Raw genomic sequence first — 16,246 nt, 5'->3', positions numbered from 1 at the left:
CTATTATACTCATTCAGTTATTTCTATCCATCCTATCATACTCACTAAAGTGACCATTCTGCTATTCAGCAATCAAGTAGCGCTGCAGCTCTTCGATCCACTCGCCGATGGGCCTGTGGAACACATATGAAAAGGCAGTATTTAAGGGCGTTCCTTCTCTATTGATCAGGGCACTTTTGTCTCCTTTATAATCGTATATCAGTCCAGCCGCCGGGTAAACATTTAAACTGGTCCCCATGACCAGCAGGATATCCGCCTCACTCACGGCCTGAACACTTTTTTGAAGCACTTCTCTGTCTAACGCTTCCCCGTAAAGAGTAATGGCCGGACGTGCCCATTCGCCCTTCACCCTCAACTCGTTTTCATGCCTGACTGCTTCATCCAGCGAGGTCATGCTTCCGGATTCCGTTATCACAGTACTGGCATTGCCGTGAAGTTCCAGGATCCGTGTGTTTCCTGCTTTCTGATGAAGGCCATCGATATTCTGCGTAATGACTGTTACTTCATGCCCCTTGTCTTCCAGCTGTTTCAGAAAAAGGTGACCGGTATTTGGACAGGCATCCGGAAAAAGCAGTTTTTCATTGTAAATACGGTAAAAATCTTTCGGGTGGTCATTAAAGAACGAAGCACTCAGGACTTCTTCCATAGGAACGCCCTGTTCAGTATCTTCACTATACAAGCCTTCAGCCGATCTGAAGTCCGGTATCCCACTCTCTGTGGATACACCGGCACCGGTGATCACAACAACTTTCTGTCCTGTTTCAAACCACTTTGCTACACGTTCAATTGCATCCATTCTATCCTCTCCTGTTCTTCACCATAATCTCTCTGAATATTTTGCGGATTCTGTCTATAAGCATTATACTTAGGTTGTAAAGAAAGTATACTATTTCTTACTAGTATTTAGTATCTTAACACTTATCACTAAACTATGGAGGTTACATCATGACAAAACCTAATTTAACATTGACGATCGCCGGGAACGATGCAAGCGGGGGGGCAGGAATAGCCGCTGACCTGAAGACCTTTGCCGAATACGGAACGTATGGTATCGCTGCTTTGACAACGATAGCAACAATGGATCCTGAAAATAACTGGAGCCACGGCGTCACAGCAATCAATGCACACGTCGTCAAAGATCAGCTGGTCACTGCTTTTGCCGGACCAAAAATCGGTGCGGCAAAGACTGGTATGCTGCCAGATGCAGATGTCGTCAACGTTATTGCAGATAAGATGGAACAGCACAGGGACACACCCCTGGTCGTCGACCCTGTGATGGTATGTAAAGGAGAAGATGAAGTCCTCAACCCGCAGAATGTTGAGGCGATCAAGAACCGTCTGATCCCTCTGGCAACTGTGACGACTCCTAATTTGTTTGAAGCCGGCCAGCTGGCAGAACTGGGACTTCTCTTCAATCTCGAAGATATGAAAAAAGCAGCCAAGATCATACACGAAAAAGGAGCAAAAATCGTCGTTGTCAAAGGCGGCAAGGCCCTTGCTGGTAATGAAGCGATCGACTTGGTTTATGACGGAAATGAGTATATCACACTGACTTCCCCGAAAGTCGAAAACGCCAATAACCACGGTGCCGGCTGTACCTTTGCTGCAGCGATCACAGCAGGTATTGCTCAGGGGCTTGATCCCATAGAGGCTATCAGAAAAGCGAAAACCTTTGTGACCGAAGCCATCGAAGCCGGCTTTGAGTACAACCAGTTTGTGGGACCCGTCTTCCACAGCGGCTACCGTTTGAACAGACAGGATTCTATCTAAAGCGTATCGATCGTTTTAAATCTGAGGTGACACTTCTTTCTCTTCGTCCGTTATTGTAGATAGAGAGGAGGAAGACGATGGATACTCAATTGACTCTTTTCACGACGGCTCTGGACATGATAGCGAATGTCGGCTTTCCTATCTTCATTTCGCTGTTTCTGCTCCACCGGATGGAAAATAAGATCGATGCGATCGTTGTTGCCTTGAAAGAGCTCACGACCGTCATGTCTCACAACAGTAAATAACACCGGAAAAAGAGTGCGGCGTATCATAACCGCTGCACTCTTTTTATGTGCTCACTCCTCTTTCAAAATTTTAGAAACTAGTGTTATAATAAAGAAAAAGTTGAACGTATGACACGCAAAGAGGTGATCAGAAATGGTTCGTTTATATATAAAACAGGAATTCATGTCGAAACAGGACCGGCTTATCGTCTCGGACCCTAAAGGGCAGGAAGTTTACCTGATTGTCGGCAAATGGGGACGTTTAGCCGATAAACTTTCCGTCTTCGCCATAGATGGCTCGCGCTTACTCGATGTCAGACAGGTGACCCTATCCGTTTTTCCAAAATTTCAATTTTATGTCGATGCCAAGAAAATCGGAAGCCTGAAAAAACGTCCCGGAATCAGAGGGATCAAGAACCCTTTTTTCACACTCACGGGGCTGAACTGGGTGATCACCGGGGATTTTGAGAAGAAACGCTTTACCATTCGGCATTTGGGCAAAAAGATAGGAACGATAGATAAAAACATTTCATATTTGGGCGAATTCTACACTGTCAACTTAGTTAATGAAGAGGATGCACCCGTTGCTTGTGCCGTGACTGTTCTCTTGGATCATTATGCCGAAAACAAAGAGCTTGTGTGGAAACGCAGACAGCAGCAGAAGTACAGTCTGGGATTCATGCACCCGATTTGGATGCGATTAAAACAGAGACTGCTTCAAAAAGAGAAACTGGATTAAATAACAGGACCCTCATGACTTACGTCAGAGCGCTTAAGGCGCCTCTATAGTCATGAGGGTCTTTTTTATAGCTGTTTCTGCATATGGTCATAGTCATGATTCGCGAGGACGACCTCACCCGTTTTTTTGAATCCCAGGCGTGCGTAAAGGGCTTTGGCCCGAGGGTTTTGGTGATCGACATTCAGGCCGATAACCGGCAGGCCGCTTTCCTTTGCCCGGACGAACGCCGCTTCCAGCAGTTCTTTACCGATCCCTTGACCTCTATAGGCCTGATGTGTGACCAGCGAATCCAGGTACCACTCTCCATCGATGCTTTCTTCTTCATCATAGGTTTCAAAGACCGGCAGACCGTACTCTTTCAGTATCGTTTCAATCGGTTCATATGAATCAGAAACAGAACCGCCTTTGTATCCGAAGAAAAAGCCGGCCACATGTCCCTCCACTTCTTTGACTACTGCATTTCTGTAATTATGACGGAATCTTTCCTGTTTAGCTGCTTCGACCAGTGCCGGTTTCAGCTCATCCCAGCGGCTTTCCTGCATAACAGGAAGTTCCATATCCGTCAGTATGACTTTAAACAAGTCGGTGATAGCTTCTGCATCCTCTTTTCGTGCCTCTCTGATCATTCTATACCCTTCCCTTATTCGTTCTAGCTGTTCTGCTTCACAGTATCTTTAATGCGCTCCGCCACTTTTACCGGGATCCCCAGAGCTGTGATCTCCTCAAGGTCTGCTTCCTGAAGTCGTTTCATTGACTTGAAGTGCCGCAGTACCTTCGTCCGTGTTTTTGGACCGACCCCTTCGACATCGTCAAGCTGGCTCGTGAAACTATTTTTTCCGCGCACATTCCTGTGAAAGGTGATCGCGAACCGGTGGACTTCCTCCTGTATCCGCTGAACTAGATGGAAAGCCTGACTTCTTGGATTCAAAACGACAGGTTCCAGCTCATTACCGAAAATGAGACCGGCCGTACGGTGTTTCTTGTCCTTGACCATGCCGGCGACGGGAATATCCAGTCCGAATTCATTTTCCAGCACATCGCGTGCCGCATTCACCTGCACTTTACCGCCATCCATGAGGATCAGGTCAGGCATGTCTTTTCTTTCTTTCAAAAGACGTGAATACCGCCTCCGGATCACTTCCTGAGTGGTCGCGAACTCGTTGCTGCCTATGACTGTGCGGATTTTATACTTCCGGTAGTTGTTTTTATCCGGGACCCCGTCTTTAAAGGAGACCATCGCTGAAACGGGATTAGTCCCCTGAATGTTGGAATGGTCGAAAGCCTCGATGCGTTCGATATAAGGCAGCCCCAGCACGTCGGAAAGTTCTTCGATTGCTCCCGTCGTTTTCTGTTCTTTCATCTCGATCAGACGGAACTTCTGTTTCAGTGATATTTCACTATTTTTTCCGGTCAAGTCAAGCAGTTCTTTTTTTCGTCCACGCTGAGGGACAAGAACTTTCGTTTCCAGGGCTTCTTCTAAAAGATCTGTATCGACCGTTTCTGGTACATAGACCTCTTTGGGCTTCCGATTATTTTTATCTTCATAATACTGAAGGATGAAACTCATCAGTTCTTCTTCCGGCGTATCGATGATCGGGAACATCGTGGCTTCACGCTTGATCAGTGTGGCCTGACGCACGAAAAAGACCTGGATCGAGATCCAGCCCTTATCCATATAGTAGTTGAAGAAGTCTCTCGCCGTGTAGTTGTTGGATATGATCGACTGTTTCTCCACCGTCCGTTCGATGTAAGAAATCTGATCCCGGAATTCAGCAGCCCGCTCGTAGTTCATCTCTTCAGCCGCTTCCTGCATTTTCTGCTTCAGATCCCGCTTGATGTCCGAGACATTACCATTCAAGAAAGACTTGATGCGTCTGATCTGTTCCTCATATTCCTCCACCGGCACCTCGTGGTCGCAGGGACCGATGCACTGTCCGATGTGATAATACAGACATGCCCGTTTCTGATGTCCGTTGCACTTGCGCAGCGGATAGATTTTCTGAATCAGCTGCTTAGTTTCAGACGCCGCCCAGACATCTGGATAGGGACCGAAGTAATGTGCGCCGTCCTTTTCCACTTCTGACGTAATGACCAGCTGAGGATCCCGTTCATTCGTGATCTTCAGATAAGGGTAACTCGTTCCGCGTTTCAAACGGATATTGTATTTTGGCTGGTGTTTTTGAATCAGGGTCACTTCTAAAAGGAGGGCTTCTTTGTCTGAACCGGTCACGATCGTTTCATAATCCACGATATCCTCGACCAGCCGTTTGGTCTTCCCTTCATGTTCGCCTCGGAAATAAGAGCGCACCCGATTCTTAAGGTTTTTAGCTTTACCGATATAAATGATCTCGTCGTCCTTATTTTTCATGATATAGCATCCCGGAAGATCCGGAAGCAGTTTCAGTTTGTTCTCGATCAGTTCGTTCGACAAAAAAACACCTCCTCCTGCTTAGTTTTCTGTCGCTTCAAATAAATACAGGGAATAAAAAGCATTGAAGTCGGACTGACCGACCTCTACCCCTTCATACGTAAACGTGTCTCCCAGTTCGTGTTCGCCTTTTTTTACTGCTTCATCGACAGCATCAGCAATAGCCGCATACAGTTCATCGATCTGATCATCACTCTGCGACCCGTGCTCAGCCTGCCATCTGTCTAAAAAGGCCTGCTCGTCCTTGCCTTTGTAGAATTCTATCATGACCTCTTCCATGTTCCCCTCCTCCATTCCTTTAATCCTTATTAGTCTTAGTCATTTTACCAAAAATGGGAACATTTGTCAGCCTTTCAGATATTCCTGCACCGATGAAAAAGTTTCAAGAATGAAAAATCATTAAAACGCTTACTTTTTGTGTGGTATACTTATCCCTAGAACGATTAAAAGGAGTAGATAGAATGAAATACAACAAATTAGGCGATTCAGGTCTTGAAATAAGTGAACTGGGCTTCGGCACCTGGGCGATCGGCGGCAGCTGGGGCCAGCACGATGATGAAGAAGCATTAAAAGGGCTGCAGAGCGCCATGGATGCTGGTGTCAACTTCTTTGACACGGCTGATGTTTACGGTGACGGACACAGCGAGGAACTTCTAGCCAAGGCCACAAAAGGAAAAGAAGAGTCGATCCATATCGCGACCAAGTTCACACGTAAAGGCGACATCAATGACCCGGCTAACTATTCGGAAAAGCAGATCCGGACTTATCTTGAAGACAGTCTAAGACGTTTAGACCGCGACCAGATCGATCTGTATCAGATCCACTGTGCACCGCTTCAGATGCTGAAAGAAACGGACGTCTTCCCTATTCTTGATAAACTGAAGAAAGAAGGAAAAATCAGAAGCTACGGCGTGAGTGTCGAAACGGATGAAGAAGGTCTGTATGTCTTGGATAATACCAATGCCAGTGCGCTTCAGGTCATCTTCAATGTGCTGAGACAGAAACCGCTTAAAGAACTGTTTCCAAAAGCTCAGGAGAAAAATGTCGGGATCCTGGCCCGTGTACCGTTAGCCAGCGGCCTTCTAACAGGTAAGTTCTCGAAAGATCATACCTTTGAAGAAGACGATCACCGCAACTTCAACAAAGACGGTCAGGCATTCAACGTCGGGGAAACATTCGGCGGTCTGCCATTTGAAAAAGGCGTTGATCTGAGCGAACAGCTGGCCTGGATGGCTGACGAGCGCGGGAGTCGCGTACGTGCCGCACTCAAATGGGTCATGCAGCAGGAAGCCGTGACCAGTGTGATCCCCGGATTCAAGAATGAAAAACAGGTCATCGACAATCTGAAGTCACTTGAAGTCAAGGATTTCAGTCAGGATGAGCTGAAACGACTGAATGACTTTTACTGGGAAAATGTTCATGATCATATCCGCGGTCCTTACTAAAATCTAATTTTTTGGCTGAAAGTCCTTAGTCAACTTTTCTGATTAAGGGCTTTTTTCTTTGCCGTTGAGCCATGTCAATAGAGAACATTCATTGTAACAGAAATTTAATAAATACATATATGTTGTGTACCCGTTTCTTATCTGATACCATATATAGTGTAAATACAATATTTGAGAGGAAGTTATACACATGGAATTTTTACCTACTTCCTACGTAGAAGAATACGTAGCAACGCGTCCCAACCCGCTCAACGAACTCGGAGAATTCGTCTACAGTCGTACCTATTCCCGCTGGCTCGAAGACAAAGGCCGCAGAGAATACTGGCATGAAACAGTGAAGCGTGCAATCGAGTACAACATGGCACTTGAATACAAGCACTTGAAAAAAATCGGCTATTCTATCCATTTAAAGCAAATGCGCGAAGAAGCCAAGGAACTCTTTGAAAATATCTACAACACAAAGCAGTTCACTTCCGGAAGGACCCTCTGGCTGGGCAATGCCAATGAGAAAGTCAATAAGGATTTTGCATTAGGAAACTTCAACTGTTCCTTCCTGTCGATCGAGACATGGGAAGATCTAGGCGAACTCTTCTATCTGCTAATGGTCGGTAAGGTAAAATAGCCCAGTGCCGACGTAAAACCTTGTGAACCTGTACTAACAGGGTGTGCACGAAAGTGTGCTAACGATGAAGGCTTTAAAGCTAATATCGTGCCAAGCTGTGTCCTGTCTCTTAAATGGAAGCCGAAAGACTTCAGACAGGATAGAGAAGGTGTAGAGACTATCGAAAAGATCATGCGCTGTCGCGAGGACACCGGATGATAACTGAGTAGAGTAGCGGTCACGTGAAACTCGTGCCGCCAAGCGCAAGGACTTATGAAGTAACGCTCATAAGTAAGATATAGTCCAAGTATACGCTTGACTGGCGTAGGATTTAAAGCAACGAAGAAAACGATCAAACACCTGACTAAGATCAGAACGAATACGACTTTGCTTCATTCTGAATACAAGCCCGTTCCTGTAGAAAAACGACTGGAAAATACGAAAGTCGTCAAAATGGAAAACGGCTATGCAAAGATCTACGTTGGTGATTCCAAAGAAGGATGGGTAGAATCCCTCAACGAATATTTAAACTTGCTCACTAAAAAGGAAAACGAAGATATCCACACGATCAAAATCAGTTACAACAGTGTCCGTCCGGAAGGCGAACGCCTGAAAACATTCGGCGGGACAGCTTCAGGCCCTTCACCCCTGCGTGAAATGTTCGAAGGCATCAACAAGGTGCTGAAAAACGAGATCGATCCGTATCTGGATCCGATCGAAACTGACGACAAGGGCTACGGTAACGTCCGTCCGGTACATATACTGGATATCGGAAACCTTATCGGCGCGAATGTCGTTGTTGGTGGTAAACGAATCTTCTAATGCCTCCAACATAAAAAAACACTCCTCTTTATCGGGGGAACTCCTAAATGGACAATCCCGAGGGAAGCCTTGCTGACACAAGGAACCTGTAACGACTATCGAAAGCATAGCTCTTGCCTGTGGGGCATGAGTGAAGAAGCGAGTAGAGTACACCTCTATGGTGGAAACGGGGAGCTTTAAAGGGTAACGCCTTTATTGAAGAGATAGTCTAATCTTTATGGCAACATAAAGCTAATATAACTATGGTTAGAAGAACCGCTGAAATATTCCTGTTCGACGCCGATGATCACGAGTCCATGTTCGCTAAATACGGCATGAACGGTATCTGGACCGAAGAACAGCTTGCCCATCACAAAAAAATCGGTAAACTCTTAGAAAAATCCGGCTTGAAACCGCGCTGGTTCGACAATCTGAAAGCTGTCGGTGACCGCCGTGAAGGTCTGGACCACCGCCGCATGAGTAACAACTCGATCGCTTTCGAGAAAAAACCGGAACGCGACTTCCTGCATCTGGTCTTTGAAATGATGCAGCTTGAAGGTGAACCTGGTTTCTTCAATATGGAAGAAGCCCGTCGTCGCCGTCCAAATGCTGAAGGTGTGAATCCGTGTGGTGAGATCATCCTGGATTCCAAAGGCGTCTGTAACTTGACGACGATAAACGTTAAGGCTTTCGTTCAGGAAAACGAAGACGGCACACACAGCCTCGACCTGGATGGACTGAAACGTGCACAAGAGCTTTCTGCCCGTATCGGTCTGCGTATGACCCTGACACCTCTGGAAATCGATTCATGGAACGAGATCCAGCAGCGCGACCGTCTGATCGGTACGTCTGTCACCGGCTGGAAAGATGCCCTGGCACTTGTTAATGCTTCGGAGGAAGACGAGATCAAATGGATGAACGAACTGCGCGATGCTTCACGTAATGCTGCAGATGACTACGCGAAAGCCCTGCGTGTCAACGCACCACTCTTAGCTACGACGGTCAAACCTGAAGGGACACTTTCACAAGTGGCCGGCGGCGTTTCACCTGGCGTGCACATGAGCCACAGCCCGTACTACATCCGACGCGTCCGCATCAATGCAACGGATCCGCTTGTCAAAGTCGCGAAAGAACTTGGCTGGAAAATACACGCTGAGATCGGAACGGCTAATATTTACGATCAGAACGAACTGGCTAAAGACGAAGTGATCGAGCAAGCTCGTACGGTCGTTATCGACTTCCCTGTCGCCAGCGGAGCCAAGCGTACAAAAGAAGATACGTCAGTCGATGAACAGTTCGACACCTACTTCCGCTTCCAGAGAAACTATGTGGAACACAATGCATCCAATACGATCGATGTGAAGCCGGGCGAATGGGCTCAGGCCGAACAGCGCGTATGGGACGGCTGGAACGATTTCGTCGGGGTCTCATTCCTGAGCCATGACGGCGGAACGTATACACTGGCGCCTTATGAAGCCTGCACGAAAGAAGCGTACGAAGAGCTCAAAGCGTCCATGCGTCCGTTTGATGCCGGACTGCTGCATCAGTTCGAGAAAAGTGAAACAGAAGCAGATCTTGAAACAATGGAAGCCTGCTCGTCAGGTGTCTGCCCGATCAGATAAACAAGCAATTAAAATGACAGAAAGGAGAATGAAAAGTGAAATCTGCACCATTAAGTAAACAATCCACGTTCTCGAGAGGCCGTACGTATACACTCACGCGTATCGCTCTGCTGACCACACTTGTTTCAGTGGGAAGATTAAGCTTTTCCTTTCTTCCCAACGTCCAGCCGATGACCGTGCTGCTCGTCTGCATCACCTTATATTACGGATGGAAAAGCGGCCTGGCCGTTTCCCTTTTGTCCGTGCTGCTCACCAACTTTTATCTTGGTATGGGCCCCTGGACGATTGCTCAGTTCGCAGCTTATTCCGTGCTGATCGGCTTGACCTATCTGCTCGAGGACTCCTACGAATCGATCCCGCTGCCGGTCATGCAGTTTTTCGTTGCCTTTCTGGGGATCGTATACGGACTGATCATCTCGCTCGTTCAGGCACCGTTTTTCGGATGGAATATATTCGTCCCCTACTACTTGTCGGGATTGCCTTATGACATCATGCACGCCGGCGGGAATATCGTATTCTTTGCACTGCTCTACCCCATCGCTATGCGGGTCTTTCAACGAGCAGATCAGAATACATCGAATGTGCACCAACAACGTTAAGTAAAGAGGAGAAACTGATCATGAAAAAGAAACAGAAAACACTGGTAGCTATTGCAGTCGGTGTGATCCTGGTAGTGTTAGCACTCGTATTCAGCGGTATGCTTTCAGATGATGCGGCTGATCCGGCAACTTCAGATGAAATGAATGACGTAAATATCGTTATTTATGCCGATGAAGAAGAAGTTGCCAACGAATCATTCGAAGTCGAAGATGATACAACACTGATGGAAATTATGGAAGATAACTTTGAAATGATTGTATCGGATGAAGGATTTGTTGAAGCAATCGAAGGCTATGAACAGGCTCCTGAAGCCAGTCCGAGTCTTTTCTGGGTCTTTGAAGCCAATGACGAAATGGTTGAAGAAGCTGCAGATGAATTCGTTCCAGAAGATGGCGATATCGTCATATGGAATTTAATGGCTTTTTAACTTAATGATATAAACAGGTGAGGCTCTTTTATGGGGACCTCGCCTGTTTTTTACATGACGTTTCATGTTTTTTTTCAACTCCCCGGGTGAGTCTCACCGGGTTAAAAGAACTGGCAGAAACTTTTGTTAACTACCCCTCTATTATAAGTGGAGTTAACAAAAGATCACGTAACTTCTATTAACTCACTGTCTTTAAACACTGACAGTTAACATAAAATGCCCCATCTTTTAATAACTCAATTAGTTATTTCCCTACACTTTATAAAAGAAGGGCCTTCTTCTATAAACTCATCAGTTATTCGATTTAGGGTTCATAAAAGATGGGCTTTCTTTTATGAACTCATCCACTTTTTCTTTGAGGACTTGCTAGAAGTCTGACCATTTTCTATTAACTCTCTTATCTGAGACATATGAGTTAATAGAACTGAAATCATCTTTTCTCAACCCTAAACAATACATGTCTTGTGTTACAAGAAGAACAGCTTAGAACTGCTTGTTAAGATAAAAACCATTCCACGAGTATCCGTGGAATGGTTTTTTCTCATCTTCATGACCTTATTTATTCGTTCACCTTAATCATTTCTTTAAGGAAAAAAGCAGTGATTTCCTTCATCGTCGGTACTTTAACAAGATGTTCTTCGTCTTCTTCGATAAACGTCAGGTTCCTGTCAGGATTCTCTTTGACGAATTCCTCGACATGGTCATAAGGGACGATCACATCGTGAATGCCATGCCAGAACAATACGGGCCTGTCTCCCAGCGTTTCAGGATGATAGGACAAATCGTAATCCGGTACCCAGCCGAGCAAGGATTCATAGTCATGCGGGAAAAAGCGGTCGAGCTTTGAAGCGTGACCCATGATCCGCTCACGGTATTTTACTGGCTGAGGCGAACCCATGATGCAGGCTGCCGCTTTTATTTCGGGATGATGCGTAAGCAGCGCGCATGTCGTGATCCCACCCATCGACACGCCTCCCACTGCTATCCGGTCATCCACTACACCCAGTTTTTTAAAATGGTTCACGATGAATCCAAATTCGAACAGATTGGTGTGGATACTCTGCCAGAAAGTCAGTGAAGGGATCTTGGTGATCGGCTGTTTCCGCTCTCCGTGATTGGCCGCATCCGGCAGCAGGACACGAAATCCCGCCTCAGCTAAATAGCGGCCCTGTGTCAGCACCAGTTCCTTTGATGACTGCCAGCCGTGATAATAAACGATCAGCGGCAAGGTATCGTTCCGCCTGGCTTCTTCGACGACTTCCAGCAAAGGAATCGTTCCTAATGTACGTTTGCGTATCGTTAACTTCATTTTTTCACCTCTTGAGTCAGCTTTCACTGTGTTTATTCTGAAAGTAATAGCGCCACTCATCAGCAAGCGGTTCGTTATCTGAAAACAGATCAGGCTTTTTCAGCAGCAGTTCAGTCAGTAGGTCTGCCGTTTTTCTGGCATCAATGATGCGCACATCTGCATCGCCAAATGTACCTTTTCTCATGGCCCCTTCTTCCATCAGTATCCCATCAACTTTCCAGTAATGCTCGGACGCATGTGAACCGGAATGGCGACGGGACGGGACATGGACTTTTTCTCCTGTGTGAAGGACACTATACAAGTCTTCATGCGACTCGGTCATCCGTCCGGGAGTGTCCACCCACTCCTCGATGCCATGAATAAAGGTGTTTCTCGTCAAGTCGACTCCGATCAGCAGAATCTGAGCGTCTCTATCCACAAGTTTTCCCCAGACAGATTCTCTGGCACAAGGCGTGTCGTGTCTGTATTCTCCTTCAGTGAAAAGTTCAGCGTCTTTGCCTAGTGCAGCGACCGAATGCGTCGGGTGTTCAGATCGGAAGACATTAGCCCTGTGCCTGAATTTCTCAGTCAGCATCCCGACATTCGAGGGCGACGCTTTGACGTCAAAGACGGGATCGTCTTTAGTGATATAGTCCCAAGTATGTGTCGGCAGGACCAGCAGTCCGTCTTTCATATAGGCACCCAGACTGTCTAACACCGTCTCCGGTCCGCCTTTGACTTCCCCAATACTTTTATATGAAGAATGAACGAGCAGTGTGCCTTTACTGTTGATACCCAGCTGCTTCAGATCCTGAACCAGTGATTCTTTTGTATGCATGGTTTCCCCTCATTTACTATTCGTTATACTAATGATTAAACAGGATAGCTCCAGAAAATGCAACTGAACCGCGAACCTCACTATCCTATGACTGATCTTCAGTGTATCCCAAGACCGTCTTTTTATGAATAAACCGAAGTTGTCCAGCATTCGGCTCATTCACTAAAGCGGATCCCTATAGAAGAGGCCGAAAAACTCCTGATTCAGCGTATTCGAGGCATGCAAAGAAATGGATAAGCTGACCTTCGGACCCATTTGGTTTATCTGACCGTTCAGTCATCACGAAAGCCCCGAAGTTTCAATCCTTCAGCTCTTTCAAAGCAGTTCGTAGTTGAATAAGCCGATCCCTACCCTTCTGTCACCAAAATCTGAGACATGAGACACAAAAACCAGCGGGAGATCCGTTAAGATCTCACTCGCTGGTTCTAATTAGAATCATACTGATTTATTTGTTTAAAATACGGACTGTCACATTGCGACGGCCCCACTGCAAGGCTTCAGCTACTGTCTTGAAGTGAATATCAATGATATTCCCGTGGATCGCACCGCCAGTATCACCGGCAATGTATACGCCCATGCCTTCGACTTCGACCATGGATCCAAGCGGAATAACAGAAGGATCGACTGCAATGACACGCGGATTGACACGCAAGTCAATGCCCATGTAAGTATGCGAACTTAACCCCGGCTGCTGAGTAGAGTAACCTGTAGCCTGAACTCTCACTGTTCGCCCAGAAGTTTGTGCCGGTTTTGACTCTTTTTTAGAGGCAGGTTTGGATTCAGCTTTTTTAGGTGCTGAAGTCTTAACTGTCTGCTCTGCTTTCGCTTGTTTATCGGATGAAGAAGTAGATACTTCCTGTTCGCCTGCTTCTCTCTCAGCGGCTGCTAAAACCGCTTCTTCTCTAGCCGCACGTCGCGCTTCTTCGATACGTGAAACTTCTTCAGCTTCTCGCTGGACAAGTGATGATAATTCAGACTGGTTTTCCATTATCATCGTCTGCAGGGAAGCCACTTTATCATCCAGCTCATCTTTCTGAGCCACAGCTTCTTCCTGCTGACCTTGTAATTCCACACGTGAATCAACCAGTTGCTCTTTCAATGCGACAAGTTTCTGTGCTTCTTCTTCAGCCAGTTCGATCTGTTCGTTGCCTGCATCTGTCAAACGCATGAGCACCAGAGCTCGGTTGAACATGTCTGAGATGCTTTCAGATTCCAGCAGGGTCAGCACGATATTCTGTGACATTTCATTGACCTGCAGAGAATGCAGACGCTCGCTGGCCTGTTCTAATCTCGCTGCAACGATTTTTTCCTGATTCAAAATTTCTTTTTCAGTGTTTTCAATATCTGTCTCTTTTTCAGTTATGGTCTCTTCCAGCGTGACCAGTGTCTCGTTCAAGGTATTGACCTCTTCGATAACTGTATTGACATTCTCCTGAAGGGACTGGATCTCCTTTTCCGTCTGTTCCTGCTGGTCTTTGATCGTATCTAAAGATTCAGCTGAAGCAAGTTGTGCATTATTTAACTGCAAGAATGTTAAACCAATAACAGCCAAGCTCACTAGTCGTTTTTTCATGATTTATCGGACGATCCTTTCTGAATTAAGGGTTTATATACGCGTTCAGTATTCAATGCCCAGTTATTATACCGATAAAACCTTTATTGTACATTTCGGTTCTCTTACAATTTGTTACAAAACATTGAAGAATACGCTCAACTATTGATAATATCAGCGGTTTTATGTAAAAGAACCGGTTATGATAGCGTTTTCTGTTATTTTGTAATATGATTGTAATGAAGTGTGCATTTTTAGACTTTATATAGAAAAAAATAGTATGATTAAAGAGAAGAGTATCACCTTAACGAGAAAGAAGCAGAACTAAATTAGGAGTGACGACTATGTCAAGAGAACGTTTTGGATTACTAGATGTCGGTTCGAACACCATCCGCTTGGTCATTTTTGAAAAAGATGATTATCAGGGTATAACGGAACTTCAGAACATAAAAACCCCCGCCCGTCTGGTTCAGTACCTGGACAGTGAAAATAAAATGTCGGAAGAAGGCATAAAGGTACTGATCAAAGTATTGAAAAGCTTCACGGATATCGCTGACCGTTATAATATTGAAGATCTTATTTCTATTGCCACAGCTGCGATCAGACAGTCAACGAACAGAGACGCGATCATCCGCCGTGTGAAAGAAGAAGTGGATCTGGATCTTGGCATACTGCCTGAAGAAAAGGAAGCCTACTACGGGAATTATGCCGTGAGACATACCATGGACGTCATTGACGGCGTCAGTGTGGATATTGGTGGCGGGAGTACAGAGGTCACTTACTTTAAAAACAAAGAAGTCAAAGAGATGCACAGTTTTCCGTTTGGGACAGTTTCTCTGCAGAAAGATTTTTTTGACGGAAAAGACCACAATGATAAAAAGGCGATAAAAAAAGCACGCAACTGGGTAAATGAACAGTTAAAGACCCTTGACTGGCTGGAAGGCCTCGAAGTCGTTTTAGTCGGGATCGGCGGTTCAGCACGCAACTATGCAGAAGTTTTCCAGCGTCAGAATGACTATCCGATCGCCGGCATCCATCAGTATTATATGTCCAGAAAAGATCTGTATGAGACCTTCGAGTTATTTGAAGACAGTTCCATGGAAGAAATGGCTGATATGGATGGCCTGAGCGAGGATCGCCGCGACATTATCATTCCCGCCGGGATCGTCTTCTCTGAACTGCTTGAAGTGATGCAGTCAGAAACATTTGCCATCAGTAACCGCGGGCTGCGGGAAGGCATCATTCTTGAGCGTCTGAATGAACAGTATGAAGATGCCTATGACTTGTTCGGGATCAAGCGCCAAACGGTTCAGCGCATGTTCAAGCAATACGATATCCGTCCGATCAGTGCCCATCAGCGGATCATCCTGGCTGACCGGCTGATCGAACTGATAAAAGAGAAAGGGATACTGGATGTCGAAGATGAACATCTCTATCTTCTGCATTATGGGGCCACACTCTATTATCTGGGCAGTTATATCGAAGATGATTCAAAATCTCAGCATACTTTTTATATCATCTCGAACACGAACCTGCATGGATTCAATCACCGCGATCGTGTGCGCCTTGCCTTACTAGCCAGTTACAAGAACCGCTCGCTGTTCAAACAGTATACAAGCGATGTTGAAGACTGGTACGATGAGAAAGAGCTTGACCTGCTGCTTTATATGGGCAGCATCATCAAGTTTGCAGAAGCCCTGAGTGATTCGCACGTCAATTTTGTCCAGGAAATGGATCTGGTCGAAACTGATGATGACGGCTATGTGCTTCAAGTCACTTACAGCGGCGATGCGATCGCTGAAGAGTATCGTGCCAACCGGCATAAAAATCACATCGAACGGGTCCTGGGGAAACCACTCGAGATCACGTTCAATAAAGAAACAGATGACTCAACCCAGACGGAGGTATGAC

At 46.0% G+C, this 16,246-nt stretch carries 17 protein-coding genes; 10 read left to right on the top strand and 7 right to left on the bottom strand.

Annotation, left to right across the window (positions count from 1 at the left end):
- Positions 1-61: 61 nt before the first annotated feature.
- A complete protein-coding gene (locus AB4027_RS02325) occupies positions 62-796 on the bottom strand; it encodes an NAD-dependent protein deacylase (RefSeq protein ID WP_368645818.1) in 735 nt (244 codons plus the stop codon).
- 149 nt (positions 797-945) lie between these two features.
- Here AB4027_RS02325 and thiD point away from each other — a divergent pair, with 149 nt between their 5' ends.
- From thiD to AB4027_RS02310, 3 genes are all read left to right on the top strand, one after another.
- Complete coding sequence (thiD, locus tag AB4027_RS02320; protein ID WP_368645817.1) at positions 946-1,770, top strand: bifunctional hydroxymethylpyrimidine kinase/phosphomethylpyrimidine kinase; 825 nt, start codon at positions 946-948, stop codon at positions 1,768-1,770.
- Positions 1,771-1,847: 77 nt separating this feature from the next.
- A complete protein-coding gene (locus tag AB4027_RS02315; RefSeq protein ID WP_368645816.1) occupies positions 1,848-2,015 on the top strand; it encodes a YvrJ family protein in 168 nt (55 codons plus the stop codon).
- A 133-nt stretch (positions 2,016-2,148) separates the two neighbouring features.
- A complete protein-coding gene (locus tag AB4027_RS02310; protein ID WP_368645815.1) occupies positions 2,149-2,733 on the top strand; it encodes an LURP-one-related/scramblase family protein in 585 nt (194 codons plus the stop codon).
- 65 nt (positions 2,734-2,798) lie between these two features.
- On the opposite strand, the gene AB4027_RS02305 is transcribed toward AB4027_RS02310, so the two are convergent.
- The 3 genes from AB4027_RS02305 to AB4027_RS02295 are packed head-to-tail and all read right to left on the bottom strand — an operon-like array spanning position 2,799 to position 5,440.
- Entirely contained in the window at positions 2,799-3,359 is a 561-nt protein-coding gene (locus tag AB4027_RS02305) for a GNAT family N-acetyltransferase (protein ID WP_368645814.1), read from the bottom strand.
- Positions 3,360-3,382: 23 nt separating this feature from the next.
- Positions 3,383-5,164: an excinuclease ABC subunit UvrC gene (gene uvrC / locus AB4027_RS02300; RefSeq protein WP_368645813.1), complete on the bottom strand. Its 1,782-nt coding sequence runs from the start codon at positions 5,162-5,164 to the stop codon at positions 3,383-3,385.
- Positions 5,165-5,182: 18 nt separating this feature from the next.
- Positions 5,183-5,440, bottom strand: coding sequence for a hypothetical protein (locus AB4027_RS02295; RefSeq protein ID WP_368645812.1), 258 nt, complete (start codon positions 5,438-5,440; stop codon positions 5,183-5,185).
- 182 nt (positions 5,441-5,622) lie between these two features.
- Here AB4027_RS02295 and AB4027_RS02290 point away from each other — a divergent pair, with 182 nt between their 5' ends.
- The 6 genes from AB4027_RS02290 to AB4027_RS02265 all read left to right on the top strand — a co-directional run bounded on the left by AB4027_RS02290 (position 5,623) and on the right by AB4027_RS02265 (position 10,657).
- On the top strand, positions 5,623-6,606 hold the full coding sequence (locus AB4027_RS02290) for an aldo/keto reductase (RefSeq protein ID WP_368645811.1): 984 nt from the start codon (positions 5,623-5,625) through the stop codon (positions 6,604-6,606).
- A gap of 190 nt (positions 6,607-6,796) precedes the next feature.
- The gene (locus tag AB4027_RS02285) at positions 6,797-7,228 is read left to right on the top strand and encodes a hypothetical protein (RefSeq protein ID WP_091488532.1); all 432 of its coding nucleotides are present in this window, start codon (positions 6,797-6,799) and stop codon (positions 7,226-7,228) included.
- A gap of 294 nt (positions 7,229-7,522) precedes the next feature.
- Positions 7,523-8,029 (top strand): hypothetical protein, encoded by a 507-nt coding sequence (locus tag AB4027_RS02280; RefSeq protein WP_368645810.1) that lies wholly within the window; start codon positions 7,523-7,525, stop codon positions 8,027-8,029.
- Between the two features lie 242 nt (positions 8,030-8,271).
- A complete protein-coding gene (locus AB4027_RS02275; protein WP_368645809.1) occupies positions 8,272-9,630 on the top strand; it encodes a hypothetical protein in 1,359 nt (452 codons plus the stop codon).
- Between the two features lie 35 nt (positions 9,631-9,665).
- Positions 9,666-10,229 carry an ECF transporter S component gene (locus tag AB4027_RS02270; protein ID WP_246119086.1) on the top strand — a complete coding sequence of 188 codons (564 nt, stop codon included), beginning with the start codon at positions 9,666-9,668 and terminating at the stop codon, positions 10,227-10,229.
- A gap of 20 nt (positions 10,230-10,249) precedes the next feature.
- On the top strand, positions 10,250-10,657 hold the full coding sequence (locus AB4027_RS02265) for a DUF4430 domain-containing protein (RefSeq protein ID WP_368645808.1): 408 nt from the start codon (positions 10,250-10,252) through the stop codon (positions 10,655-10,657).
- Positions 10,658-11,216: 559 nt separating this feature from the next.
- On the opposite strand, the gene AB4027_RS02260 is transcribed toward AB4027_RS02265, so the two are convergent.
- The 3 genes from AB4027_RS02260 to AB4027_RS02250 all read right to left on the bottom strand — a co-directional run bounded on the left by AB4027_RS02260 (position 11,217) and on the right by AB4027_RS02250 (position 14,356).
- On the bottom strand, positions 11,217-11,966 hold the full coding sequence (locus AB4027_RS02260) for an alpha/beta fold hydrolase (RefSeq protein WP_368645807.1): 750 nt from the start codon (positions 11,964-11,966) through the stop codon (positions 11,217-11,219).
- Between the two features lie 16 nt (positions 11,967-11,982).
- Positions 11,983-12,783, bottom strand: coding sequence for an AAC(3) family N-acetyltransferase (locus tag AB4027_RS02255; RefSeq protein ID WP_368645806.1), 801 nt, complete (start codon positions 12,781-12,783; stop codon positions 11,983-11,985).
- A 445-nt stretch (positions 12,784-13,228) separates the two neighbouring features.
- Positions 13,229-14,356, bottom strand: a complete 1,128-nt coding sequence (locus AB4027_RS02250) for a 3D domain-containing protein (protein ID WP_368645805.1) — start codon at positions 14,354-14,356, stop codon at positions 13,229-13,231.
- A gap of 323 nt (positions 14,357-14,679) precedes the next feature.
- Between AB4027_RS02250 and AB4027_RS02245 the strand changes: the two genes are divergently transcribed.
- The gene (locus AB4027_RS02245; protein ID WP_091488523.1) at positions 14,680-16,245 is read left to right on the top strand and encodes a Ppx/GppA family phosphatase; all 1,566 of its coding nucleotides are present in this window, start codon (positions 14,680-14,682) and stop codon (positions 16,243-16,245) included.
- Position 16,246: the final 1 nt, after the last annotated feature.

It is taken from the genome of Alkalibacterium putridalgicola, assembly GCF_040959045.1.
GTDB lineage: Bacteria > Bacillota > Bacilli > Lactobacillales > Carnobacteriaceae_A > Alkalibacterium > Alkalibacterium putridalgicola.
The sequence above is the reverse complement of the archived record's forward strand: the minus strand, read 5'-3'. Positions and strand labels throughout refer to the sequence as shown.